The 24,641-nt window shown below is 72.1% G+C and carries 23 protein-coding genes and 1 pseudogene; 15 read left to right on the forward strand and 9 right to left on the reverse strand.

Features of this window, described 5'->3' with window-relative positions; translation table 11 throughout:
* Positions 1–338: 338 nt before the first annotated feature.
* The 5 genes and pseudogenes from QC385_RS29605 to QC385_RS29625 all read right to left on the reverse strand — a co-directional run.
* On the reverse strand, positions 339–1,277 hold the full coding sequence (locus tag QC385_RS29605; RefSeq protein WP_279544457.1) for an amidohydrolase family protein: 939 nt from the start codon (positions 1,275–1,277) through the stop codon (positions 339–341).
* A 105-nt stretch (positions 1,278–1,382) separates the two neighbouring features.
* Positions 1,383–1,580 (reverse strand): hypothetical protein, encoded by a 198-nt coding sequence (locus QC385_RS29610; RefSeq protein ID WP_279544458.1) that lies wholly within the window; start codon positions 1,578–1,580, stop codon positions 1,383–1,385.
* Entirely contained in the window at positions 1,577–1,999 is a 423-nt protein-coding gene (locus QC385_RS29615; protein ID WP_279544482.1) for an ATP-binding protein, read from the reverse strand. Before QC385_RS29615 ends, QC385_RS29610 begins: the two co-directional genes overlap by 4 nt.
* Positions 2,000–2,123: 124 nt before the next feature.
* The gene (locus QC385_RS29620; protein WP_279544459.1) at positions 2,124–3,338 is read right to left on the reverse strand and encodes a helix-turn-helix transcriptional regulator; all 1,215 of its coding nucleotides are present in this window, start codon (positions 3,336–3,338) and stop codon (positions 2,124–2,126) included.
* Between the two features lie 322 nt (positions 3,339–3,660).
* A pseudogene (locus QC385_RS29625) lies at positions 3,661–3,939 on the reverse strand (MarR family transcriptional regulator); the annotation flags it as partial.
* 57 nt (positions 3,940–3,996) lie between these two features.
* On the opposite strand from QC385_RS29625, the gene pip reads away from it, so the two are divergent.
* On the forward strand, positions 3,997–4,965 hold the full coding sequence (gene pip / locus QC385_RS29630; RefSeq protein ID WP_279544460.1) for a prolyl aminopeptidase: 969 nt from the start codon (positions 3,997–3,999) through the stop codon (positions 4,963–4,965).
* A 25-nt stretch (positions 4,966–4,990) separates the two neighbouring features.
* Here pip and QC385_RS29635 read toward each other — a convergent pair whose 3' ends face one another.
* Positions 4,991–6,334: a BTAD domain-containing putative transcriptional regulator gene (locus QC385_RS29635; RefSeq protein ID WP_279544461.1), complete on the reverse strand. Its 1,344-nt coding sequence runs from the start codon at positions 6,332–6,334 to the stop codon at positions 4,991–4,993.
* Between the two features lie 104 nt (positions 6,335–6,438).
* Between QC385_RS29635 and QC385_RS29640 the strand changes: the two genes are divergently transcribed.
* The 3 genes from QC385_RS29640 to QC385_RS29650 all read left to right on the forward strand — a co-directional run bounded on the left by QC385_RS29640 (position 6,439) and on the right by QC385_RS29650 (position 8,768).
* Positions 6,439–6,957 carry a hypothetical protein gene (locus QC385_RS29640; RefSeq protein ID WP_279544462.1) on the forward strand — a complete coding sequence of 173 codons (519 nt, stop codon included), beginning with the start codon at positions 6,439–6,441 and terminating at the stop codon, positions 6,955–6,957.
* 198 nt (positions 6,958–7,155) lie between these two features.
* On the forward strand, positions 7,156–7,518 hold the full coding sequence (locus QC385_RS29645) for a YciI family protein (RefSeq protein WP_279544463.1): 363 nt from the start codon (positions 7,156–7,158) through the stop codon (positions 7,516–7,518).
* A complete protein-coding gene (locus QC385_RS29650) occupies positions 7,515–8,768 on the forward strand; it encodes an RNA polymerase sigma factor (RefSeq protein WP_279544464.1) in 1,254 nt (417 codons plus the stop codon). Before QC385_RS29645 ends, QC385_RS29650 begins: the two co-directional genes overlap by 4 nt.
* Positions 8,769–8,864: 96 nt before the next feature.
* Here the strand turns inward: QC385_RS29650 and QC385_RS29655 are convergent, their stop codons facing one another.
* A complete protein-coding gene (locus tag QC385_RS29655) occupies positions 8,865–9,377 on the reverse strand; it encodes a signal peptide protein (RefSeq protein WP_279544465.1) in 513 nt (170 codons plus the stop codon).
* Between the two features lie 482 nt (positions 9,378–9,859).
* On the opposite strand from QC385_RS29655, the gene QC385_RS29660 reads away from it, so the two are divergent.
* From QC385_RS29660 to QC385_RS29700, 9 genes are all read left to right on the forward strand, one after another.
* Positions 9,860–11,395, forward strand: coding sequence for an alpha/beta hydrolase (locus QC385_RS29660; protein ID WP_443033029.1), 1,536 nt, complete (start codon positions 9,860–9,862; stop codon positions 11,393–11,395).
* Positions 11,396–11,588: 193 nt separating this feature from the next.
* Positions 11,589–13,571, forward strand: a complete 1,983-nt coding sequence (locus QC385_RS29665) for a glycoside hydrolase family 97 protein (RefSeq protein WP_279544467.1) — start codon at positions 11,589–11,591, stop codon at positions 13,569–13,571.
* Positions 13,572–13,682: 111 nt separating this feature from the next.
* Positions 13,683–15,881, forward strand: a complete 2,199-nt coding sequence (locus QC385_RS29670) for an MMPL family transporter (protein ID WP_279544468.1) — start codon at positions 13,683–13,685, stop codon at positions 15,879–15,881.
* Positions 15,882–15,886: 5 nt separating this feature from the next.
* Complete coding sequence (locus tag QC385_RS29675; RefSeq protein ID WP_279544469.1) at positions 15,887–17,104, forward strand: sensor histidine kinase; 1,218 nt, start codon at positions 15,887–15,889, stop codon at positions 17,102–17,104.
* The gene (locus QC385_RS29680; RefSeq protein WP_150482037.1) at positions 17,101–17,739 is read left to right on the forward strand and encodes a response regulator; all 639 of its coding nucleotides are present in this window, start codon (positions 17,101–17,103) and stop codon (positions 17,737–17,739) included. Before QC385_RS29675 ends, QC385_RS29680 begins: the two co-directional genes overlap by 4 nt.
* 140 nt (positions 17,740–17,879) lie before the next feature.
* Positions 17,880–18,266, forward strand: a complete 387-nt coding sequence (locus tag QC385_RS29685) for a sortase-dependent protein (RefSeq protein ID WP_279544470.1) — start codon at positions 17,880–17,882, stop codon at positions 18,264–18,266.
* The gene (locus QC385_RS29690; protein ID WP_279544471.1) at positions 18,263–18,904 is read left to right on the forward strand and encodes a class F sortase; all 642 of its coding nucleotides are present in this window, start codon (positions 18,263–18,265) and stop codon (positions 18,902–18,904) included. Before QC385_RS29685 ends, QC385_RS29690 begins: the two co-directional genes overlap by 4 nt.
* Positions 18,901–19,392 carry an RNA polymerase sigma factor gene (locus tag QC385_RS29695; protein ID WP_059420328.1) on the forward strand — a complete coding sequence of 164 codons (492 nt, stop codon included), beginning with the start codon at positions 18,901–18,903 and terminating at the stop codon, positions 19,390–19,392. Before QC385_RS29690 ends, QC385_RS29695 begins: the two co-directional genes overlap by 4 nt.
* Positions 19,376–19,903, forward strand: coding sequence for a hypothetical protein (locus tag QC385_RS29700; RefSeq protein ID WP_279544472.1), 528 nt, complete (start codon positions 19,376–19,378; stop codon positions 19,901–19,903). Before QC385_RS29695 ends, QC385_RS29700 begins: the two co-directional genes overlap by 17 nt.
* Here QC385_RS29700 and QC385_RS29705 read toward each other — a convergent pair.
* The gene (locus QC385_RS29705) at positions 19,876–20,622 is read right to left on the reverse strand and encodes a class I SAM-dependent methyltransferase (protein ID WP_279544473.1); all 747 of its coding nucleotides are present in this window, start codon (positions 20,620–20,622) and stop codon (positions 19,876–19,878) included. The two genes, QC385_RS29700 and QC385_RS29705, sit on opposite strands and share 28 nt — an antisense overlap.
* Positions 20,609–21,646, reverse strand: coding sequence for a cytochrome c oxidase assembly protein (locus tag QC385_RS29710; protein ID WP_279544474.1), 1,038 nt, complete (start codon positions 21,644–21,646; stop codon positions 20,609–20,611). The genes QC385_RS29705 and QC385_RS29710 overlap by 14 nt, the downstream gene beginning before the upstream one ends.
* 190 nt (positions 21,647–21,836) lie before the next feature.
* On the opposite strand from QC385_RS29710, the gene QC385_RS29715 reads away from it, so the two are divergent.
* Complete coding sequence (locus QC385_RS29715) at positions 21,837–23,399, forward strand: carbohydrate-binding protein (protein WP_279544475.1); 1,563 nt, start codon at positions 21,837–21,839, stop codon at positions 23,397–23,399.
* Between the two features lie 193 nt (positions 23,400–23,592).
* On the forward strand, positions 23,593–24,471 hold the full coding sequence (locus QC385_RS29720; protein ID WP_279544476.1) for a putative RNA methyltransferase: 879 nt from the start codon (positions 23,593–23,595) through the stop codon (positions 24,469–24,471).
* Positions 24,472–24,641: the final 170 nt, after the last annotated feature.

A 24,641-nucleotide genomic window follows, 5' to 3' on the forward strand; every position in this document is an offset into this window, starting at 1 on the left:
GATCGTTTGGCAGGCCATGAACAACATCAAGCGCGTAGTTTCCGCTGTCTCTCTCGGAGCCGCACTCCTCGGAGTTCTCGCGTCTCCCGCCAGCGCTGTTCCCGACCCCGTAGCCACCGTGGACTGCGCCGTGCAGGAAGTCACCGGGCTTGTCGACCCTGCCGGCCTGGGAGTGCCCGCCGAGGTCCCCGCCACGGGCTGCCTGGCCCCCTGAGTCAGCTGTTAGCTCAATGGTGCGGCGAAGCCGTGCGGCAGCGTCATGCCGTGCGGCCCGTCGCCGGGCATGCCCGCCCCTGGGGATCTCTGCCGACTGATCACGGCGGCACAAGCGCAAGCCCTCAAAGCCCGAACAGCCCTGCCGCGTTGTCGTGGCACACCGCCCGCAGCCAGTCGTCTCCGAGGTCGAGCCGTTCCAGGGCGTGGAGCTGGTCCACGTACGGATAGGGGATGTTGGGGAAGTCGGAACCGAGCAGGACGCGGTCGCCGAGTCCGGCCAGCCGGGGCAGGGCCCGGCGGGGGAACGGCATGAAGCTCTCGCTGAAGTCGGTGAACGCCATCGTCGTGTCCAGCCGCACCTCCCCGTACCGCTCGGCGAGGCCGAAGAACTCCTCGTACTCGGGCATCCCCAGGTGCGCGACGACCAGCCGCAGCCTGGGGTGCCGGGCCAGTACCCGTGCGATCGGCCCGGGGCCGGTGTGCTTGCCGGGCGCGGGCCCGGACCCGCAGTGGATCACCACGGGGATCCCGGCCTCGGCCAGCAGCCCCCACGCCGGCTGGAGGAGTTCATCGGCGGGGTCGTACGCCCCCACCTGCACATGCGCCTTGAAGATCCGCGCCTCCGCCTCGACGGCCTCCCGGACGTACACCTCGACGCCCGGCTCGGGGTAAAGGGTCGCGGTGTGGAGACAGTCGGGGGTGCGACGGGCGAAGTCGACCGCCCAGCCGTTCAGCCAGCGGGCCATGCCCGGCTTGTGCGGGTACACCATCGCGGTGAAGGCCCGCACGCCGAACTCCCGGAGGATGTCCGCCCGTTCCGCCTCCTCCTTCCGGTAGGTGATCGGCCACTCCAGCCCGCCGGTCATCGGCCCGAGCCCGTCGAAGTACTCCCACACCTTGTGCAGCACCCGCTCGGGCATGAAGTGCGTGTGCACGTCGACCAGCCCGGGAAGCCCGAGGCGCCCCCAGAAACGGCGGATCTCCTCGGCTTCCGCACCGCCCACCGTCACGTGGTCGGGCGAACCGGCAGGGTCGGATGGCGCCACGCGGTGATCGTCCATGCCGTCCACGATCGGTCCGGGTAAGGTGGTGGGTCCACTGCTTTGTGCGAGGGGGCGGTGAGGGATCCGTCACCACCCGGGCCTTCCACGTACAGGGACAGGGCGTCACGACCACTGCCGTCTCTCCTCGCGGGGCGTCACCACGATCAGCCGCTCAGGCTGCCGCGAGGTCCACTGCCCCGGCCCGGACTTCGGCCGCAGCACCCAGACCGCGCCGCCGCGCACATCCGTGACGACGCCGCACCGGTCGGTGGCCTCGTCATGGATCAAGTCGCCCACCCAGGGCCTCCGCTCGCCGGTCATCGGCGTTCCTCCCCGTGCAGTTCCACCCATACCCGCTTGCCCCACGGCAGGTGATCGGTGCCCCAGTCCTTCGCCAGCGCCTCGACGAGCATGAGGCCGCGCCCGCCCTCGTCACCCGTGCACGGTTCCCGTAACTCCGGTAACCGCTTGGACTTGTCCACGACCCCGATGCGTACCCGCGCCGGCTCGGGTCTGGTGACCGTGACTCGGATGGAACGACATCGCGCGTGCCGGACCGTGTTGGACACCAGCTCGGAGACGATCAGGGCCCCGTCGTCGGCCAGGTCGTCCAAGCCCCATGCGGCCAGCGCGACACACACCAGGCGCCGGGCCGCGCCCGCGCTCTCGGGCTCACGCGGCAGGGTCTCGCTGTACCCGGGACAACCGGTGGGACGCGCCCGCGTCGTAGGTTGCGGCATGTCGGTCTGCTCTCTCGGATCGGCCAAGCCCCGGGACCGTTCGCGCGGTCGCCGAGGCGCTGTCCGTTATGCAAGCGACATGCCGGGGGCGCTGACAGGGGCGCAACGTCCCACTTTCACCGCGCTATTCGCCGACCCCCAGAAACTCCGCCAACGAACGTAATCCCGGCGGGTGGTTGGGAAGTGCCCAAAGATCGCGCACGATGGCCACGGCCAACGTGTGGTGCTGCATCCACGTCGGCGCCACCCGGCGGAGGGACTCCAGGGTCTTCACCGCCCCGGCCGCGTCCCCGATGTCGGTGTGGGCCCGGGCCACATCGAGCAGCAGCCACGTCCGCCAGGACGGCGGGGTGTCCTTGCTCAACCGCATCCCCTTGGCCAGTGACAGGGCGTCCTGCGGGTGCCCGTACTGAACGGCGAGACGGACGCGTTCGATGCGGACGGACGACGGGCTGAAGACGCTGACCATGCGGTTGTCCCCACCGTCGGGCAGCTTCGAGACCCGGGCTGCTTCCTTCTCCGCTGCCTCCATCATCGCCGCCGCGCGCTCGTAGTCACCGCTGCGCGCGGCGGACGTGGCGGCGCTCATGGTCAGCGCGCCCCACACCTTCAGCCCGTCGGCTGTGTCGGTGCGACCGTTGTCCGTGATGTCGGCGGCGGCCCGGAGCGCGATGCTCAGCGCGTCTTCCAGCCGCCCTTGCCGCTGGTAGGTCCACGCCGTGGAGTTGACAATCATCGGCACGAGCAACGGATCGGAGGACTGCCCGGCGGCGTCTATGGCTCGCTCCAAGCTCGTCAGGGCGAGGTCCGTCTTGCCCATCCGCACGGCGACGTGTCCGGCGAGCTGAAGTGCCTTGCCCAGGGCCCCGTACCCGGCCTTGCGGTCGTCGTCGTCGCCCGAGGCGGTGGCGGTACGGGCATCCGAGATGAGGTCCGGCAGGGCCTTCATCACCGTGTCGAACTCGGCGGCGTGGTACTGCGTCCAGCCGTCCGCGATCTGCTCGCGCAGGCGCTCCAAGGAGAAGTTTGGTCCTGGCGGCTCCGGAGCGGGCCCCCAGAGCACGGGCATGATGGCGCGGCGCACGGCCACGAAGCGTGGCCCGTCGTTCTCACCTGTGGAGGAGACGGCGGGAGGATCGCCCAGCAGCGTGGTCAGCTCCACGCCCAGGCCGTTGGCCAGCGCGTGCAGCGTGGGCAGGCGTGCCGAGTGTTTCCGCCCCTGTTCGAGCTGGCGGATCACATCGACGGACACACCAGAGCGTTCGGCCAGTTCTTCTTGCGTCAAGGAGGCCAGACGGCGCAAGCGACGCAGAGTCCGCCCCAGGTCTTCGTTTGCCACGCTGCCACCGTACGCCGCGACGAGGAGGCCGGCAGCGCCATCGCGAGCGGGGCAGGCACCCTACGACCTCTATACGGGCTCCGCCCACCCCCTGGTCACGGCTTCGGGCCGCCCCAGGAGGGCGGTACGCCGCGGCGACCCGCTCCCGGAACGGCCGGCGCGCCACCGCCTCCGCCACCTCCCTCAACAGCTCCCCCAACGGCATCGAAAGCTCAGCGTCCAGCTCCGCCATCGCCGCCACCGTCGCCTCCCACTCCGCCTCGATCTGCGGCAGCAGCGCACGGGCCTTCGGCGTGAGACCGACCAGGCGGCGGCGGGCGTCCAGCGGGTCGGGGGAATGGGTGACCAGGCCCGCGCGGGCCATCTGCGCCGCCGTCTGGCTCGCTGCCGAGTGCGTGACGCCCACTGCCGCGGCCAAGTCGCGCACCGACAGCGGGCCTTCGGCCAGGAGTGCCCTGACGGCCGGGGAGAAGCGGGGCCGGTACTCGGCCAGGCCCTGCTCCTCGTAGACCTTGGCCACGTCGCCGTCGAGCAGCTCCAGGACATGGCGGAGGAGGGTGCCTACGGCTACCGGATCCGGGTGATTCCTCGCGCTGTTCACGCTGTTAATCTAATAGCGCTGTTATTTCTGCCGAGGGTTGAGGAGAGTGCGTCTCAGATGGCCGAGCTCTATCCCCCCATCGAGCCGTACGCGCACGGCATGCTCGACGTCGGCGACGGCAACCGCGTGTACTGGGAGAGTTGCGGGAATCCGGAGGGCAAGCCCGCCCTCGTACTCCACGGCGGGCCCGGGGCAGGTACGGGGCCGTTCTGGCGCCGGCTGTTCGATCCGGCGGCGTACCGCATCGTGCTCTTCGACCAGCGCGGGTGCGGACGCAGCACACCCGACGCCGCTGATCCGCGAACCTCGCTCGACGCCAACACCACCCCGCACCTCATCGCCGACATCGAGCTGCTGCGCCGGCACCTGGGCATCGGGGAATGGCTCGTCATGGGCGGCTCCTGGGGCGTGACCCTCGCGCTGGCCTACGCCGAGCAGCACCCGGGACGCGTGTCCGAGCTGGTCCTCTTCAGCGTCACCAACACCACCCGCCGCGAGGTGGAGTGGGTCACCCGGGACATGGGCCGGATCTTCCCCGAGGAATGGGCCCGCTTCCGGGACGCCGTCCCCGAGGGGGAGCGTGACGGCAGCCTGGTGGATGCGTACGCCCGGATGCTCGCCGACCCCGATCCGGCCGTACGGGAGCGGGCCGCGCGGGAATGGTGCCGGTGGGAGGACGTGCACGTGTCCACGCACTCCGGGCACAGGCCCGATCCCCGTTACGAGGACCCGGACTTCCGGCTGCGCTTCGCCCGCCTCGTCACGCACTACTGGCGGCACGCCGGCTTCCTGGAGGACGGGGCGCTGGTGCGCGACGCGGGGCAGCTCGCCGGCATCCCCGGCGTGATGATCCACGGTCGCTTGGACATCAGCGGCCCTCCGGACGTCGCATGGCGACTGGCCCAGGTGTGGCCGGACGCGGAACTCGTGCTGATCGGCGAGGAGGGGCACGGGCTGTCGGGCGGTGCCACGAGGGGGGCGGTGCTGGCGGCCACGGACCGGTTCCGGCCGGTCCGCTCGGCCTGAAGAACGCCCCCGCCCAAGTGGCCTGTCACCGGCTCCCGGCAGACCGCTTGGCACCGCACGTCGCCAGACTGCACCACCGCCGCCGGCCGCTCTCGTCGGGGAACAGCCAGCCGCAGTCCCGGCCGGGGCAGCTGCGGACGGTGAACCGCCGCGGGTCGGCGAGCAGTTCGCCCGCGCTGCGGGCCACCGCGCAGACGGGCAGGCGCAGACCGGCGGAGGGCGACGGCTGCCAGCGTCCGAGACCGTCCTCACCTCGCGTGAAGACCGACAGCCGCGCGGCGTCCTCCACCGCCGCGGCCACCGCCTTGAACGCCCGGCCGTCCTGCGGATCGGTCAGGCAGGCGTACAGGTCCGTACGCAGCCGCCGGGCCTCGGCGAGGACGGCGGCCGCCTCGGCCGGCTGCCGCAGGGCCTGTTCCCGCAGCCGGGTGACCTGCCGGTCCTCGATCAGGTCGAGGTGACCGGCCCATACGGCGAGGGTGGCGTAGCCGCGCAGCCATTCCGAGCCGGGCAGCCGCTCACCGCCCCACCCGGCGTAGGTGTTGCAGAACTCCAGCGCGGGGTGTCCGCTCGTACTCCACGGCAGCCACTGGTCGCCGACCCGTACCGCGTAGACGGGCACGGGAGGCCGGTCCAGCCGGGGGTCGGCGCTCAGGATGCGCTCGTGGAGCGTGCGCAGTTCCCGCCCGGGATCGATGCCGAGTTCGTCCGCCAGCAGGTCGCGGGTTCGGTCGTACAACTGGAGCGCGTCGGCCTGGCGGCCCGCCCGGTACAGGGCGGTCATCCGGGCGCCGACAAGCCGTTCACGGGTCGGGTGCTCTTCCAGCAGCGGTGCCAGGTCCGCCACGACACGGTCGTGCAGGCCCATGGCGAGCTGGGCCTCCGCCCGCCGCTCCACGGCGGACAGACGCAGTTCGCCCAGCGTGCCGCCGATACGCGAGCGCAGCCGGTCGTCGGCGACGTCGGCGAGCAGCGGGCCGCGCCACAGCCCGAGGGCCTGGTCGTACAGGCGGATCCGCTCCGCAGGATCCCCGGAGTCCGCCGCCTGCTCGACGAGCCCGACGAACTCATGGGAGTCGATCCCATGAGGGCCCTGCTCCACGGCGTAGCCGTCGTGCAGGGTCTCGACGGACACCCCGTGCGGCCTGAGCGCGGCACGCAGGCGGCCGACGTAGGTGTGGACGGTGGCGCGGGCGGAGGCGGGCGGCTCGTCGTCCCACAGCAGGTCGATGAGCCGGTCCGTCGGGACGGCGCGGCCCGCGTGCAGCAGCAGGACCGCCAGCAGGCACCGCTCCTGACGGCGGCTGCCCACCAGCACCTGCCGTCCCTCGTGGCGGGCGGCGAACGGACCGAGCAGTTGGAACTCCATGACTGTCCGGCAGCCTAACGGGACGTGGATGGTGAGGCTTTGGTCAGAGGCCGGGGAGACACTGGCGCACGCCGCTTCCTTCACACCTCTGCCCAGGGAGAACCATGCGACGAACCGCCCTCGCGACGCTGACACTTGCCGCCGCGCTCGCCGGGACGCAGCCCGCGTCTGCGGAGACGGTCGCCACGCCGGCGAAGGGCTGGGAACCGGCCCCCTCCGCGCCGTGGGACGTCGGCGCCGGTGTGCGGTGCGACTTCCCCGTCCACGGGGAGCCCGTCGTCGACGAGGTGGTGCGGCGCGTGCTGAGCACTTACCCCGACGGCTCGGTGCGGCGGGTCGCGTACAAGGGCGATCTGGTCGTACGCGTCACGAACACCGATACCGGCGCCTCCTACGACGCCGACGCGAGCGGCTCGGCCGTCGTCGAGCACCGGCCCGACGGTTCCCAGCTCTGGGCCGTGCACGGGCCGGTGCTCGTCGGGGTCGGCCAGGACCAGGGCAGTCTGCCGCGTGGCCTGTACCTCGTCGACGGCGTCTACACGATGGAGATCAGTCCCACCGGGTACAAGTCCGTACGCCTCCTCCACGGGACGACGGACGACCTGTGCGGACGCATCGACTGAACGGGCACCACGTCCTCCGTCAAGGAGAGGCCAGGTAGGTTGATCGTTTGCGTCGCCAAGGGGGCCTGGGGACGGCATTCGCCCCTGCCGGAAGAAAAATCGAAGAAAGTCGTCGTCGGATGTCGAGCGCTCGTTCCCGGCTCCGACTGAGGGGTGACAGCGCGCCGGCGGGGCGCGCGGGATGAGGGGACACCCGAGATGAAGTACGTCGCGATGATCTACGGCAACCAGGCCAAGTGGGACGCCTTCCCGGCCGAGGCATGGCCGGAGGCCATTGCCAAGCAGGAGGCGTTCAACAAGAAGTACCGGGAGACCGGGGAGCTTCTGGGCGCCTACGGCCTGGCGGACGCGGCCAACGCCCAGCTCGTGCGCCGCAAGGACGGGGCCCCGGCGGTCACCGACGGGCCCTACCTGGAGACCAAGGAGTACATCGCCAGCTTCTACCTGCTCGACTGCGAGAGCCAGGAGCGCGCTCAGCAGATCGCGGCGGACATGCCCTTCGCCGACGTGGAGCCGGTCGAACTGTGGCCCGTCCTGCACGAGTCCGCGGCGGACGTGTGAGCGTGGATCACGGCGTCGAGGACCTGCTGCGCGAGCTGGCGCCGCAGGTCCTCGGCGTGCTGCTTCGCCGGTACGGCGCCTTCGACGCGTGTGAGGACGCCGTACAGGAAGCCCTGCTCGCCGCGGCGTTGCAGTGGCCCGCCGAAGGAACGCCGGACAACCCGAGGGGCTGGCTGGTCACCGTCGCCTCGCGCAAGCTGGTGGACCACGTGCGCAGTGAGCAGGCACGGCGGCGCCGTGAGGACCGTATCGCCCTGGCCACCCCGCAGGCGGAACTGCTCAGCCGCGCCGCCGACGCCGAGCCGGCCACCGACCGGGACGACTCCCTCGCGCTGCTGTTCCTGTGCTGCCACCCGGCGTTGTCCGCGCCGAGCCGGATCGCTCTGACGCTTCGCGCGGTCGGCGGCCTGACCACCGCTCAGATCGCCGCTGCCTTCCTGGTCCCGGAGGCGACCATGGCCCAGCGCATCAGCCGGGCCAAGCAGACCATCAAGGCCTCAGGCCTGCCGCTGCGCATGCCCGAGGCGGCAGACCGCGCCGAGCGGCTGGCCGAGGTGCTGCACGTGCTGTACCTGATCTTCAACGAGGGATACACCACGACGGACGGCGCCGACCTGACCGCGCCCGCGCTGTCGGCCGAGGCCATCCGGCTCACCCGGCTGCTGCGCCGTCCGCTGCCCGACGACGCCGAAACGGCAGGCTTGCTGGCGCTGATGCTGCTCACCGACGCGCGCCGTCCCGCTCGCATCGGCCCCGGCGGTGACCTGGTGCCGCTGGCGGAGCAGGACCGGGGCCGGTGGGACCGCCGGCTCATCGCCGAGGGCATCGACCTGATCAGCAAGACCCTGCCACGAGGCCAGACCGGCCCTTACCAGTTGCAGGCCGCCATCGCCGCCGTCCACGACGAGGCGGAGCATGTCGACGCCACGGACTGGCCGCAGATCCTCGCGCTGTACGAACTGCTGGAGCATGTCGCTCCCAACCCGATGGTCACCCTCAACCGTGTGGTCGCCGTCGCCATGGTGCACGGGCCGGCCGCCGGACTCGACCTGCTCGCGACCCTGCAACCCGACAAGCGCATGGCACGCCACCACCGCCTGCTCGCCACCAGGGCCCACCTCCTGGAGATGCTCGGCCGGCACGACGCGGCGGCGGACGATTACCGCGATGCCGCCCGACGCGCCACCAGCTCACCGGAACGGCGCCACCTCGCCTCCCGCGCAGCACGACTCTCACCAGGAGCGAGTTGACCGGCGATGTCCGAGCCGGCGGTACCAACGCGGGGCGGAGGCCCGGACATGATCGTCCGGGCCATCGACGCCCTGCACTGATCCGGCAGCGCGGGCTCAGCCGTACAACGCCACCCGCGGCTCCACCGTCCCCCCGGCCTCCGGACGGAGAACGGTCACCCGATACCGCTCCGCGAGCGTCTCCCCCGCCCCCAACGCCCGCTCCGCGCCCACAAGGTCTGTGAACAGCGTCCCCGTCTGGCTGCCCAGCGGCACGGCCACCCAGCAGCCATGTCCCGTACGCCGTTCGACCTTGATGTCCGACGGCGCCAGGAACGGCCCGGTGTCCAGGGACGTCACCAGGAGTTGGGGGGCGACGGTCGTGGGTGCCGACGTGGTGTTGCGGTAGGTGACGGTGAACTCCTGGGGGGCATCGGCCCGGAGGGGGCTCGTGGGCAGGTTCACGAAGTCGGTGGGTATGGCGGGGTCCTGCGCCTGGGAAGACGTCACGGTCACCGCGGGGGTGCCCGCCGGCGTGGCCGCGAGGGCGGGTCCCGCCGCGGCCAGTCCGGTGACGGCGACGACGGCGGCAAGGAGGGCGACTCGGATACGACTGTTCTTCGACGACACGCCGGTTGTCCTTCGGTGGGGGGAGGGATTCGCTGGGGTGAACTGGCCGACCGAGCAATGGCCTTGGCCAGATATGGCCTCAGACTACGCAGCGGATCCTAGGGCGTGTCCGCGACCCGGCCCCCGCGGATCGGCCGAACGGCCGAGGCACCCCGCGTCGCCGACGCGCACTCTCCACCGTTCCGAAAGTGAACGGCACGGCAACTACCGCCGGGTATCGGAGAGATCGCGTGGAAGTAGGTCCACAAGGCCGACCTCCTTCCCCTCTCATCTCCGAGTGAGCTAGAAACTTCAACGACCCAGCCACGCCACAGGGTGCTCGACGGCTCATGCGCCGCACCCGAGGGGGAAACACCACAGTGAACAAGCAAGCTCATGGACCGAGACGGTCCGGCACCCGCGCGCGCAGACGCCTCCCGCGTCTGAGAATCGCCATCGCCGCCGCCGTCTCCCTCGCTCTCGCCGGAACCGCCGCCCAGGTGATGGCCTCCGAGCCCGACGGGAGCGACGGGCAGCCGCCCGTGCCGTCCCTGTCCTGGTCCGACTGCCAGGGCGGCTTCGAGTGCGCCAACGCCGACGTGCCGTTGGACTACCGCGACCCGCAGGGCAAGACCATCACTCTGGCGGTCATCCGCAAGAAGGCCCCGGACCAGACCAAGAAGAAGGGCACCCTCTTCCTCCAGCCCGGCGGGCCCGGCAACTCCGGCGTGGACTTCGTGCGCAACAACCACGCCGGTCTGCCCGCCGCGATGCGCGAGTCCTTCGACGTCTTCGGGTACGACGTACGCGGCGTCGGGCGCAGTTCGGCGGTCACGTGCTGGGACGACCAGACGTACACCCAGGCCATCACCGCGGCCAAGGGCGTCCCCGGCCCCGACGCCTACGAGCCCGCCGTGCGCCAGGGCGCCGAGTTCGGCCAGGCCTGCCTGGACAACGCGGGCGAGCTGGCGCCGTTCGTGGGCACCGAGTACGTCGCCCGGGACATCGACCTGCTGCGTCAGGCCCTCGGTGAGAGTCAGCTGACGTACTACGGGCGGTCGTTCGGCAGTTACATCGGCACCGTCTACGCCGCCATGTTCCCCGACCGGGTGCGTGCTCTCGTGCTCGACGGCGGCTACGACCCCGAGCACTACGCGAACCGGCCCTACGCCTACGACCGGCCCCAGTACCTGGCCCTGGACGGCGCCATGAGCCGCTTCCTCGACTGGTGCAAGGCGGACCAGGCCACGTGCGGGTTCGGTGACGGCGACCCCCGGGGCGCGTTCGAGAAGCTCAAGGCCGACCTGGACGCCAACCCCGTGCCGACCGCGAACGGCGGGCAGGCGAACGGCTACACCCTCGTCTACCGCCTGATGTTCAACATCAACGAGGGCAAGGTCATCTGGCCGTCTCTCGGTCAGGCCCTGCGCAAGGCGCAGCAGCGCGACAACACGTCGTTCCTGCTGCGGCCGCCGTCCCCGGCCAGCTACGACTTCCTCAACCCGAACGTGGCCGTCGAGTGCGTCGACAAGGACTACCCGCGTGACCCGGCCCTGCTGAAGCGGCAGGTCACCAGGAACGCCGAGCTGGCGCCGCTGCTGGGCCCGGCCATGGCCTACGGCCCGCCGACCTACGACCACCAGCACGCCACCACTTGCGTCCAGTGGACCGGCGAGAAGCCCAGCCGCTACGACGGTTCCTTCCGGGCGAAGGGCTCCGCGCCGATCCTCGTGCTCGGCACGACCGGCGACCCGGACACCCCGTACCAGGACGCGGTGGCCCTGTCCCGGCAGCTCGACAACGGCCGGCTGCTCACCTTCAAGGCCGAGGGTCACACCGCCTTCGGGCGCAGCGCCTGCGCGACGGACGCCGTCACCGGCTACCTGGTGGACCTGAAGGTCCCGGCGCGTGGCACGACCTGCGCGGACGAGACGCAGCCGCCGTCCGCCACGCCGAAGGTGGCCCCGCCGGGCACGACCCTCGGCGAGCTCCGCAACGGTGTGAACGAGCGCCTGGACCGCCTCGGCTCCCTGCGCTGACCGACCGCACCACGGCACCCCGGGTGCCGGGCCGCATCAGGCCCGGCACCCGGGGTGTTCGCGTATGCCCGAAGCGGTTCCTGCGGTTCCTCCCTCTTGACCCCACCTTGCGCAGGCACGTACAACTGCACTCGCCCCCCGCAGAAAACGGTTACTACCACTTACTGCCCACCACTCGGGAAGGTCCCTCGCCATGAGAGCTTCGGGAGAACGGCAAGAGCGCGCCGCGGACACAACGGCCGGTCAGCCGACGGCCGCGTCCCGCCGGGTCGTGCTCAAGGGCGCCGCCGTCACCGCCGGACTGGCCGCGGCCGGGATCGCCACGACCGGCCCGGCCCGCGCCGCGGACGACCCGCCGGGCCGCCCCGAGAGCGTCACCGCGCGCATGGGCGGCACCTCCGTCACCCTCTCCCTGGTGGACGGCACGCTGCGCTGGTCCGCCCGCCGCGACGCCCGCACGGTGATCGGCACCTCGGCGCTGGGCCTCCGGCTCGGCGACGGCACCGTGCTCGGCGGTGACGTCAGGGTGACCCGGCAGCGGTACGGCACCCACCGCACCACCTGGACCCCGGTCTACGGCCGCAACGCGACCGTCACCGACCACTACCAGGAGCAGCGCTGGGACCTGGAGGACCGGGCGTCGGGCATCCGCTTCGGCGTCCAGGTCCGCGCCTACAAGACCGGCGTCGCCCTGCGCTACCTCCTCCTCGACGAGGGCACCGCCACCGTCGCCGACGAGCTGACGACGTTCGCCTTCCCCGACGGCACCACCGTCTACAGCGCCCGCGACGAGAACGCCTACGAGCCGGTCGCGCCGGGCTCCATACCGGTCACCGGCACGGCCGGCACCGACAACGGCCCGCTCACCGACCTCCCGCTCACCGCCACCCTCGCCGGCGGGCTCATCGCCTGCGTCTGCGAGTCCTCGCGCATCGACTACCCGCGGCTGATGCTCGGTTCCGTCGCCGGCGAGCCCCACACCCTCTCCGCCTTCCTGATGGAGCACACCGCCCGCGGCACCGGCCCGGTGGAGACGGCCTCCACCGTCACCACGCCCTTCGCCACGCCCTGGCGCGCGGTGGTGATCGGGGCCACCCACGCCGAACTCGTCGACAACGCCGAGCTGGTGCTCAACCTGGCGCCGCCGAACGCACTGCCCGACACCTCCTGGATCAAGCCGGGCAAGGTCTTCCGCTGCGAACTGTCCACCGCCGCCGGGCTGGCGGGCGTCGACTTCGCCGTGGCCCGGGGCATCGAGTACATCGAGTACGACGCCGGCTGGTACGGCCCGGAGTTCACCACCCCGGACGCGACCGAGCCCATCGCCGCCATCGACATGCCGTCGGTCATCTCGTACGCCACGAGCAAGGGCATCGGCCTCTTCCTCTACGTCAACCGGCTCGCACTGACCGACGCGGACTCCCTCTTCGCCCTCTACAAGAGCTGGGGTGTGCAGGGCATCAAGCTCGGCTTCATCAACGACGGCACCCAGGCCATGACCAACCAGATCGTCGACTGGGCGAAGACGGCCGCCAAGTACGAGCTGCTGATCGACATGCACGACGACGTACGGCCGTTCGGCTACGAGCGCACGTACCCGAACTGGATCAGCCTGGAAGGCGTACGCGGCAACGAGCAGTTCCCGACGGCCACGCACAACGTGACCCTGCCGTTCGCGCGCAACATCGGCGGCCCGATGGACTACACGATCTGCTACGGCCAGTCCCGCGACAAGACGACCAACGCCCACCAGATGGCGATGGCCGCGGTGTACTACCAGCCCCTCAACTTCCTCTTCTGGTACGACAAGCCGTCCAAGTACAACAACCCGGCCAACTGGCCCGGCCTGCCGTGGTTCAACGCCGTGCCGGTGACCTGGGACGAGAGCCGCACCCTGGCCGGAGCGATCGGCGAGTACATCGCGGTCGCCCGCCGCAACGGCTCCACCTGGTACCTGGGCGCGATGACCGACGAGTCCTCCCGGACCCTGTCCCTGCCCCTGTCCTTCCTCGGCAGCGGCACCTACACGGCGACGGTCTACGCCGACGGCACCCCGGGCACCAGCCCGTTCCGGACCCCGGTCGTGGTCAGCACCCGGACCGTCACCGCCGCCGACACGCTCGACGTGGCGATGGCGCCGGCGGGCGGACAGGCGGTCGTGCTGAAGCCGGGCTGATCCCGGGGCGGGTGGGGTTTTCCCCAGGGCCCGGGTCCACCGGCCGGTGGACGGCAGGTTCAACCGAGTACCTCTGTCCACCAACTGCCCAGCTCGGCAAGCATTTCGGGCATGAATTCATTATCTGTGCGCGTGGCGCGCTGGAGTGCGCGGCACCCCTGGCGGGCGATCGCCGGCTGGCTGGTGTTCGTGGCGCTGTGTCTGGGGGCCGGCAGTGCCGTCGGCACGAACAGCGCGAAGACGGCGGACTACCGGGTCGGCGAGGCCGGCCGCGCCGAGGCCCTGGCGGCCGAGGCGCATCTGGAGCGCAGGGCCGCCGAGCAGGTGCTGATCTCCTCCCGTTCGGGCGGCGTCCTCGACGAGGGTGCCGCCCGCGCCGCCGCTGACGACCTGACCGACCGCATGCGACGACTGCCCGAGGTGGCGGGCGTGGCCGACCCGTTGCTCTCCGAGGACCGCCGGATCCTGATGGTCGAGGTGGCGCTGAAGGGCGAGGAGCGGGACGCGAAGGACAAGGTCGACGCGCTCGTGGCGCAGACCTCGGCGGTGCAGAAGAGCCACCCCGGGCTGCTGCTGGAGGAGACCGGAAGTCCCTCCGTCAGCAAGGGGGTCGACAAGCAGCGGAGCGACGACCTGGCGCTGTCCGAAGCGATCACCCTTCCCGTCACCCTGGTCACGCTGATGGTGGTGTTCGGGTCGGTGACCATGGCCGGGGTGCCGTTGCTGCTGGCGCTGTCGTCGATCGCGGCGGCGGTCGGGCTGTCCATGGTCGTCTCGCACGTGTCGCCCGACGCCGGGGTCGGCACGAACGTCATCCTCATGATCGGCCTCGCGGTCGGCGTCGACTACACGCTCTTCTACCTCAAGCGCGAGCGGGAGGAGCGGGCCCGCTCCGGCGGGCGGCTCTCCTCCGAGGCGCTGGTGGAGCTGGCCGCCGCGACCTCGGGCCGGGCGGTCGTGGTCTCCGGGCTCGCGGTGGTGGCCTCCACGGCGACGCTGTACCTGGCCTCCGACGTGATCTTCTCCTCCCTCGCGACCGGCACCATCGTGGTCGTCCTGGTCGCGGTGGCCAGTTCGCTGACGGCCCTGCCCGCGCTGCTGGTCAAGCTGGGGCGGCGGGCGGAACGCCGGGCGCTGCGGCGGGCGGAGCGCGGAAAGCCGGCGCGGCGGGTACGAGGCGGCTCGGGCGGCGGCCGGCTGTGGAACGCTCTGCTGCGGCCCGCCGCCCGGCACCCCCTCGCCACCCTGTGCCTCTCGGTCGTCGCGCTCCTCGCCCTCGTCGTCCCGCTCGCCGGACTGAAGATCACGGAGATGAGCCGGGACACGCACTCCCGCGACATCCCCGCGATGCAGGTGTACGACCGGCTCAACGAGGCGTTCCCGGAGCAGCGGGTGACCCACCAGGTCGTCGTGCGTGCCGATGCCTCGCGGTCGCCGGAGGTCGGCGGCGCCCTGCGCGAGGTGGCCAGGCGGGCCGCGGCCGACCCGCTGTTCACCGACGCCTCGCGCATCCGGTCCTCCGCCGACGGGCGCACCAGCACCCTCGAACTGAAGGTGCCGTACCTCGGCAACTCCGACGAGGCGTACGACTCCCTGGACCGGCTCCGGGACGACTTCCTGCCCGCGACCGTCGGCCGGATCACCGGCGCCGAGTACGGCGTGTCCGGCGACGTCGCCCGCTACGCCGACTATCCCGCCCACCAGAACGGCAAACTGCCCTTGGTGATGAACGCGTTGCTGCTGGTGACGTTCGCGATGACCGTGTACGCCTTCCGTTCGGTGGTGCTCGGGCTGCTCGGCGTCGGCCTGAACCTGCTGTCCGCCGCGGCGGCGCTCGGGCTGCTCGTGCTGGTCTTCCAGGGGACGTGGGCCGAGGGACTGCTGGACTTTGACTCCACAGGGTCGATCGGGTCGCGGGTGCCGCTGTTCCTGTTCGTGATCCTCTTCGGACTGTCGATGGACTACCAGGTGTTCGTGGTGAGCCGGATCCGGGAGGCGGTGCTCGCGGGCGTGCCCACGCGGCAGGCCGTGCTGGACGGGATCCGCTCCTCGGCGAGCGTGGTGACCAGTGCCGCGGTCGTGATGACGACGGTGTTCGCCAGTTTCGTCTTTCTCCACATCATCGAAATGAAGCAGATCGGCTTCGTGCTGGCGGCGGCCGTGCTGATCGACGCGTTCGTGGTCCGGGTGATGGTGCTGCCGGCGGCGATGCTGCTGCTGGGCGAGGCGAGTTGGTGGCCCTCGCGGCCCGCGGCCCAGGCGGCCCCGGAGAAAAGCCCCGCCTCCCGTGCGGTGGCCGACGTACGTTGACCGTCATGACCGCTCTCGCCGAGCCCACCGCCGACGCCATCTGGGCCACGTCGCTGCGCCGCTGGAAGGCGGTCTGCTGGCTGCTGTTCGCCGTACTGGGAGTCGGGCAGGCCGTCGGGCTGATCACCATCGAAGGGGCGGGGGCGGGCAAGTACGCGGCGCTCGTCCTGCTGGGCGGGACGGTGCTGTGTTACGCGGTCCTGGACCACTTCCCGTCCAACCCCGTCGTACGGCCGCACGTCTACCTGTCGGTGCTGGTGTTCGCGCTGGGCGGGCTGGCGTATCTGCAAGGGAACTACGGGGCGCTGTTCATGGTGACGCTGCCGCACTACTGGATGTTCGGGCGGACGCCGAGGGCCTCGATGGTGTTCCTGGGGCTCGCCGCGGGAGCGTCGCTGACCGGGAGCGCGCTGCGGCAGGACGGGTGGACGGTGGAGTTCGTCACCGAGATCCTCGTATCGACGCTGATCGTCGTCGCCGTGGGGGTGCTGATCGGGCTGTGGGCGCACTCGGTGGTGGCGCAGAGCGCCGAACGGGCCCGGCTGATCGCCGAACTGGAGGAAACTCAAGCCGAGTTGTCCGAGGCCCACACGCGGCAGGGCGCGGCGGACGAGCGGGAACGGATGGCCCGGGAGATCCACGACACCCTCGCCCAGGGCTTCGCCTCGATCATTGTGCTCGCCGAGGCGGCCCGGGCCGGCCTCGACTCCGACCCGGCGCGCAGCGCCCATCAGTTGCGGTCGATCGAGTCGACGGCCCGGGAGAACCTCGCCGAGGCCCGGGAACTGGTCGGCTCGCCCCAGCGCCCCGGCCAGGCGGCCGCCGGTTCGGTGGCGCAGACCCTCCGCCGGACCCTGGACCGTTTCGCGGAGGACACCGGCCTCACCGTCGATGCCGAACTGGCGGACCTGGAGTGCGACCAGCAGACCCGGATCGCACTGCTGCGCTGCACCCAGGAGTCCCTGGCCAACGTGCGCAAGCACGCGCGCGCCTCGACGGTCGGTGTGGTCCTGGCCCGGCAGCCGTACGGCGTGGAGCTCGAAATCACCGATGACGGGACCGGGTTCGTGGTGGAGTCGTCGTCCGGCTTCGGCCTGGACGGCATGCGCAAACGGCTGGCGGAGCTGGGCGGGAGGCTGACGGTGACGAGTTCGCTGGGCGACGGGACGCGGGTGCTGGCGCTGATACCACCGGCCGCCGCGGAGAGCGGGGTGACGGAATGACCGGCGGAGCGCTCCGCGTCATCGTGGTGGACGACCACACCGTCATGCGGGCCGGAGTGGTGGCCCTCCTCGCCTCCGAGACCGGCATCGAGATCGTCGGCGAGGCGGGCGACGGCCGCGCGGCCCTCGGCCTCGTCGAGCGCCACGAACCCGATGTCGCCCTGGTCGACCTGCGGATGCCGGTGCTGGACGGAGTGGCCACGACGACCGAGATCGTGCGGCGCTTCCCCCGCACCCGGGTGCTGATCCTGACGACGTACGACACCGACGCGGAGATCGAGCGCGCGGTGGAGGCCGGGGCGATCGGCTACCTCCTGAAGGACACCACCCGTGAGCAACTGGCCGACGCGATCCACGCGGCGGCGCGCGGTGAGACGGTGCTGGCGCCCCGGGTGGCCGAACGGCTGGTCGCCCGCATGCGCCAGCCCGCCCAGATCCCGCTCACCGCCAGGGAGTCGGACGTCCTGAACGCGGTCGCGGACGGCCTGACCAACGCCGAGATCGGCCGCCGCCTCGTCATCGCCGAGGCCACGGTGAAGACGCACCTGCTCCGGCTGTTCGCCAAGCTCGACGTCAACGACCGCACGAGGGCGGTGGTGGTGGCGATGGAACGGGGGCTGTTGCGGCGGCCCTGAGCCGTTGAGCCGGCGCGACCGCACGCGATCCGGACTTTGCCATCTCTTTACAACCCGCCCCCCGGCCGCCTCGTCTCTCCGCACGACCCGTCACCCACCCCGCCCTCCACCGGGCGGGACCGACGAAGGAGAGCGTTCCCATGCGCCGAACCGTCCTCACCGCCCTGGCCCTCGCGGGCACCGCCGTACTCCTGGGCACCGGGCCCGCGTTCGCGAGCGGGGCGACGACCCCGAGCCCGGCCCCGACGGCCGCCGCGCCCACCCCCGCGCCCGCGGAGAGCGCCGAGCCGACCCGCGCGCCGGCCGACGCCACCCCGGTCCCGGCCGACGAGCCGACCCGGGCACCGGCCGAGGACCAGGTCTCCGTCGTACCGAGCGGCGCGCCGGACACCGGCGTGACGGCCGCGTCCCAGGCCTCCGACTCCGGCTTCGGCGGTGCGGCGGCCGGCGCGGGTGCCGCCGCGGTGCTCGCCGTGGGCGGCGGGACGGTCCTCGTCGTGCGGCGTCGCCGGGCGACCGGGGCATGACCCCGTTCTCCAGGCGCGCGTTCACGACGGCGGCGCTGGCGTCGCTGCTCACGGCGTGCGCAGGCCAGGGGACGGATCGCACGGCGCCGGAGTCCGGAACCACCGCACCACAGCCTCGGTCCACCCCTCGGCCGGTCCCGGCCGAGGGGGCGCGCCCCCTGGCCCGTTCGGTCCCGGTCCGGCTGCTGGTCCCGGCCATCGGTGTCGACACCCCGGTCATCCGGCTGGGCCTGGCCCCGGACGGCACGGTGCGGGTGCCGCCGGTCACGGCGGACGACCGGGCGGGCTGGTACCGGCACTCGCCGACGCCGGGTCAGACCGGCCCGTCGGTGATCCTCGGGCACGTCTCGGTCGGCAGGTACGGCGACGGCGTCTTCCGTCACCTCACCCGGCTGCGCCGCGGCGACCGGATCGTGGCGCGCCTGGAGAACGGCACGGCGGCGGAGTTCGCCGTCACGGCGGTACGGACCGTCCCCAGAACCCGCTTCCCGGTGGACGACGTCTACGGGAACGTGGACCGCCCGGAGCTGCGGCTGATCACGTGCGGCGGAGCGCGTACCGGCGACGGATACGCGGACAACGTGATCGTGTTCGCGGCGCTGAGCGGCGCCGAGTCCCCCACCCCTGGAGAGCGTTGAAACGGTCCCGTGAGAAGGCCGCGTCCGAGTTGTTCGCCGCCCTCTACCCGCGCCTGGCCGGCTGGTGCCGCCGGCTCGTCGACGACGACGAGACGGCCCACGAGATCGCCTCGGAGGCGTTCACCCGGCTCTGGGCCCGCTGGACGTCCGTGGCGGAACCCCGCGGCTTCCTCTACGTCACCGCGGCCAACCTCGTCCGGGACCACTGGCGCAAACTGGAGCGCGAGCGCAGGGCCATGCACCGCGTCACCTCGGAGGCGGCCGTACGGCCCCACCCCGAGCAGGCCGACCCGTCGGTGCGCCTGCTCGTGCAGTCGCTCCCGGAACGGCTCCGGGTCCCGATCCTCCTCCACTACTACGCTGACATGCCGATCCGGGAGGTGTCCGTGCTGACCGGGCGCAAGGAAGGAACCGTCAAGGCCGACCTGCACGCGGCCCGGGAACTGCTCCGCGTCCACCTGAGGAGAAGCCTTGACCACACGTCTTGACGACGATCCGGACGACCGGGAGTCCGGCGCCGACGACCCGCTCGCCGTGATCCTGCGGCCCTCCTCCCCCGACTACCTGGGCGCCCCGCCCGGCCAGTACGAGGTGATCCGCCGCAGGGCGGCCCGCCGCCGCGTGCTGCGCGCCGCGGCCGGAGCCGGCCTGTGCTGCGCGGCGGCCGCCCTCATCGCCCTCCCCCTGCGCCTGACGGCCCCGGAGCCCGCCCGTTCCCCGACGGTCCCGATGGCCCCGCCCCCGGCGAGCACGGCGCCTCCGACCCCGGCATCGACTCCCCATCCGTCGGCGGCCTCCCCTTCACCGACGCCTTCACCGGCCTCTCCGTCCGAGGCCCCGGCGCCCGCCACGACCCGCCCCCGCGCCGACGGCCCGGGCGACGCGACCGGTCCGACGGCCGTGCCCCGTCCCCCGTCGGCCGCGCCGACCTCGGCACCTCCGGTCCCCTCGGCGACCGCTCCGGGCACGGATCAGAGGTCGGCCACCAGCAGCCGGTAGCCCACGTCGGCGGCGTCGAGCGCGAGCAGCCCGGCGTGCCGGGCGTGCCAGCGGCCGCTCGCCAGGTCGTCCGCGAGCCGGGCCAGGCCGGGGGCGATGACGTCCTCGCCGGTCTGGGCGAGGAGGGAGATCCCGGCACGCACCCGCGGGTCGAGGTAGGCGTGGGGGCGGCGCCAGTACGCGGCGGCGCATCCGTCCGTGCAGTCGTGGGGGACGGGGACCGTCTCCTGCCGTGCTCCGCCGAGCAGGGCGGCCAGCCGGTCGGCGGGGACGGCGCGGGTGTCGTCGAACGCGGCCGCCTCGGGGAGGTACTCCCGTACCAGCCAGAACCGTTCGCGGAAGACGTCCTGGTCCCAGGTCAGGACGACGACGCGGCGGCGGGCCACCCGGCGCAGTTCCCTGATCCCGGCCTCTGGGTCGGACCAGTGGTGGACGGTCAGCACCGCCATCACGGCGTCGACGGCGTCGTCCCGCAGCGGCAGGCGTTCCGCGACGGCCTGCACACCGGGTGCTGCTCCCCGCGGTCGCTGGTCCAGCATGACCCGGCTCGGTTCGACCGCCAGGACGGTCTCCGGTGGTTCGTAGGAGCCGGTGCCCGCCCCGACGTCGAGGACGTCCGCGATGTCGTCGCCGAGCGCGGCGTGGATCCGCGCGGCGATCCGCGGGTCGGGCCGCCGTGTCCGGGCGTAGGTCGCGCCGAGCGTGTCATAGGTCGCCATACGGGTCAGCCTGCCCGGCGTCGCGCCCCTGCCGTCGCACCCTTTCCGCCACCTCGCTCTTCTCGGTCTCCCACCAGGGCCGCACCAGTCCGGGAGCCGGGCCCGGCTCGGGTGCGAGTGCGGGTGCGGGTGCGGGTGCGGCAGGAACGAGTTCGGCGTCGAGCCGGCGGTCCAGCGCCGCCGTCTGGGCGCGCTCGGCGCGGATCCACTGGGCGAGGACCGCCAGCAGGAAGGGCAGGGCGGCCAGTTCGGCGATGCCGAGCATGGCGCCGCCGCCGATCTGCTGGTCGTGGTGGACGTCGGGGGACCAGGGCGGCGCGTGGTGCAGGTACCAGGCGCCCGCGATCAGGGTGCCGTGCGTCATGACGACCAGCCCGGGGAGGGCGTCGAGGACGCCGTCCAGGAAGACCAGGGCCGCCCGGACGGGGTGGGTGCACCAGGCGGGCAGGGCCTGTGCGCGGGTGAGCACCGGCAGGACGAACAGGCAGCCTGCCGCCAGCAGATGGAGATACATCAGCTCGTGCAGCCAGCCCACGCGCAGCGCGGTGGCGAAGTACGGCGTGAAGTAGACGGTCAGTTCCGTGGCCAGCACCAGCGCCGTGCTGACGAGGGGGAACGTCAGTGTCCTGATCAGCCGGCCGCTCATGACCCGCCGCAGCCGGCCCGCACCGCCGTCCGGCAGGGCCTCGACCACCAGCCGCAGAGGGTCGCCGAGGGCGAGGCCCAGTGGCGCGAGCAGGTCGAGGGTGACGTTCTGCACGGCGGCGGGCCAGAACAGTTCACGGTCGTAGACGGCCAGACCGGACATCGTGGCCACGACGATCGCGCCCAGCCCGAGTCCGGCGAACGCGGCAAGGCGCGCGAGCGGCCAGGAGCCGCCCCGGTTGCGGACGCGCGCGACGCCCCAGCCGTAGAGCCCGCCCAGGGCGACGACGAGCAGCAGCGCGGGCACGTCCGGCCGCCAGGAGCCGAGCAGCCGCCCGGCGGTCAGCTCCGGCAGGTACACGGCCGACAGTTCGCTCACGGGCGGACGGTAGCCGTCGAGGTTAAGAGGGCGGACGACTCGAGGTTAAGAGAGCGGACGACTCGAAGTTCATGAATATGAATATGAATCATGTACACGTCTATTGACGCGTCCACGGCAGGCTCTTACGTTCCCAGAAAGCGCTTACTCCAGCCAGCCCCATGCGTCCGCTCTCACCCTGGAGACGAAGATGCACCTGAGACCAGTGATCGCGTCCGTCGGCCTCCTGGCCGGCAGCCTCGTCGCGCTGTCCGGGACCACGGCACAGGCGGCGACCACCCGGTACGAGGCCGAGACGTCGCCGGCCGTCTGCGCCGGCGCCATCGAATCGAACTGGGCCGGATACTCCGGCAGCGGCTTCTGCAACGGCGACAACGGAACCGGCGGCCACGCCCAGTTCACCGTCACCGCGCCCGCCGCCGGCACGGCCACCCTGAAGGTCCGCTTCGCCAACGGCACGACCGCCGCGCGCGCCGCGGACATCGTGGTCAACGGCACGACGTCCGGCACGGCGTCCTTCGAGGGCACCGGCGCCTGGAACACCTGGGCGACCAAGACGCTCACCGTGCCGCTGCGGTCGGGCGGCAACACCGTCCGGCTGGCCCCGACCACCTCCGGCGGCCTGCCCAACATCGACTACCTCGACGTCGAGACGGGCGGCAGCGAACCGCAGCCCACCGGCCCGGTCCTCTACGTGTCACCGGCCGGCACCGACAGCGCGGCCGGCACGGAGTCCAACCCGACGACCCTCACCTCCGCCATCAGCCGCGTCTCCGCCGGCGGCACGATCTACGTGCGCGGCGGGACCTACCGCCACTCCCAGACCGTCACCATCCCGGCGGGCAGGAACGGCACCTCCGGCGACCGCACGGAACTCTTCGCCTACCCCGGCGAGACGCCCGTGCTGGACTTCTCCGCCCAGAGCGAGGACCCGGCCAACCGCGGCCTCGCCGTCAACGCGTCGTACTGGCACGTCAAGGGCCTCGTCGTCGAACGGGCCGGTGACAACGGCATCTTCGTCGGCGGCAGCAACAACGTCATCGAGCGCACGGTGACCCGCTTCAACCGCGACTCGGGGCTCCAGCTCTCACGGGCGCTCTCCAGCACGCCCAAGGACCAGTGGCCGTCCCACAACCTCATCCTCAGCGCGGAATCGCACGACAACGTCGACTCCGACGGCGAGGACGCCGACGGCTTCGCCCCGAAGCTCACCGTCGGCCCCGGCAACGTCTTCCGCTACACCGTCGCCCACCACAACATCGACGACGGCTACGACCTCTACACCAAGACGGACACCGGCCCCATCGGCGCCGTCACCATCGAGGACTCCCTCGCCTACGACAACGGCACGCTCAGCGACGGCTCCCAGGCCGGCAACGGCGACCGCAACGGCTACAAGCTCGGCGGCGAGGACATCGGCGTCAACCACATCGTCCGGCGCAGCATCGCCTACCAGAACGGCAAGCACGGGTTCACCTACAACAGGAACACCGGCCCGATGCAGGTCTCGGACAACGTGAGCGTCGGCAACGAGCAGCGCAACTTCAACTTCGACTCGGGCAGCACGTCGGTGTTCCGGAACAACACCTCGTGCGACAGCGGGTCGAACGACCGGGTCATCGGAAACTCCGACAGCTCGAACCAGTTCTGGTCCGGCTCGAACGGCTCCCGCTGCTCCTCCTACGCCGGGGCCCTGCGCTGGTCCTTCGCCTCGGACGGGCGGCTCGTCGTGACGTTCGGAGGCGGCCGGTAGCCTGGCCGTATGGCATGCACCGGCATTCCGCACTGCTTCCTCTGACACCGCGGTGAGGACGGCGACGTGACCAGGTCACGTCGCCGTCCTCGGTGTGCCCGCCGTCCGCGGGCACGCCGACGACCCGCCGTTCACCGCACGCATCCGGCTCGGCCCGTGGCCCTTCGGCCCGCCGAGCCGTCGAGGAGCATTCATGCCGACCACTCATCCGGGAACCGGCCGACGCCGCCCGTCCGACCGGCTGCTGACCGTCCTGACCTGCCCCCTGTGCCCGTCGGGCCTGGAGCGCGCCGACGGCGCGCTGCGGTGCGCGGGCCGGCACACCTTCGACATCGCCCGCCACGGATACGTCAGTCTGCTGACCGGCCACCGGCGCGCCGCGAGCGCCGACTCCGCCGACATGGTCAGGTGCCGCAGCGCGTTCCTCGCGGCCGGGCACTACGACCCGCTCGCCCGCGCCCTCGCGAGGCTCGCCACGCAACTCGCCCCGCCCGACGCCGTCGTGCTGGACGCCGGGGCGGGCACCGGTCACTACCTCGCGGCCGTCCTGGACGCGCTTCCCGGGGCCATGGGGCTCGGGCTGGACAGCTCGGCGCCCGCCCTGCGCGCCGCGGCCCGCGCGCACGCCCGCGCCGAGGCCGCCGGCTGGGACGTCTGGCAGCCGTGGCCCGTCCGCTCCGGCCGCGCCCACCTGGTGCTCAACGTCTTCGCCCCTCGCAACGGGCCGGAGTTCCACCGTGTCCTCCGGCCGGACGGCGCCCTGCTCGTCGTCACGCCCAGCGAGCGGCACCTGCGCGAACTGCGCCGGTCGGTGGGGCTGCTGGCGGTCGACCCCAGGAAGGAGGAGCGCCTGCACCGGACGTTGGCGGACCGCTTCCGGCACGAGCGCGCCGAGTCGCTGGAGTACGCCATGAGCCTCACCGCCGAGGACGTCACCGCCCTGGTGACCATGAGCCCGGCCGCGCGTCACGTCGGTGAGGCGGAACTGCGGCGCCGGGTCGAGGAGTTGGCGGAGCCGGTGCGGGCGACCGCCTCGTTCGTCGTGTCGGTGTACCGGCCGCGGGAGCGTTAGGGCCTGTCGTTCGGATCAGGTCGCGGGGAATCGGCGGCTTCTCGTCAGCGCCGGTGAGCGGGGCCTGGTGCGTGCGGCTGCAAGGCGGAGGAGGGAGTCAACGCGATGGGGGCACCGCCCGCGCGAGCGAAGCCGAGCGTGGGGGAGTTGGCGACTGACGACAACGCCGC

Source organism: Streptomyces sp. DH10 (genome assembly GCF_029813805.1).
In the GTDB taxonomy this organism is placed as follows: Bacteria; Actinomycetota; Actinomycetes; order Streptomycetales; family Streptomycetaceae; genus Streptomyces; species Streptomyces coeruleofuscus.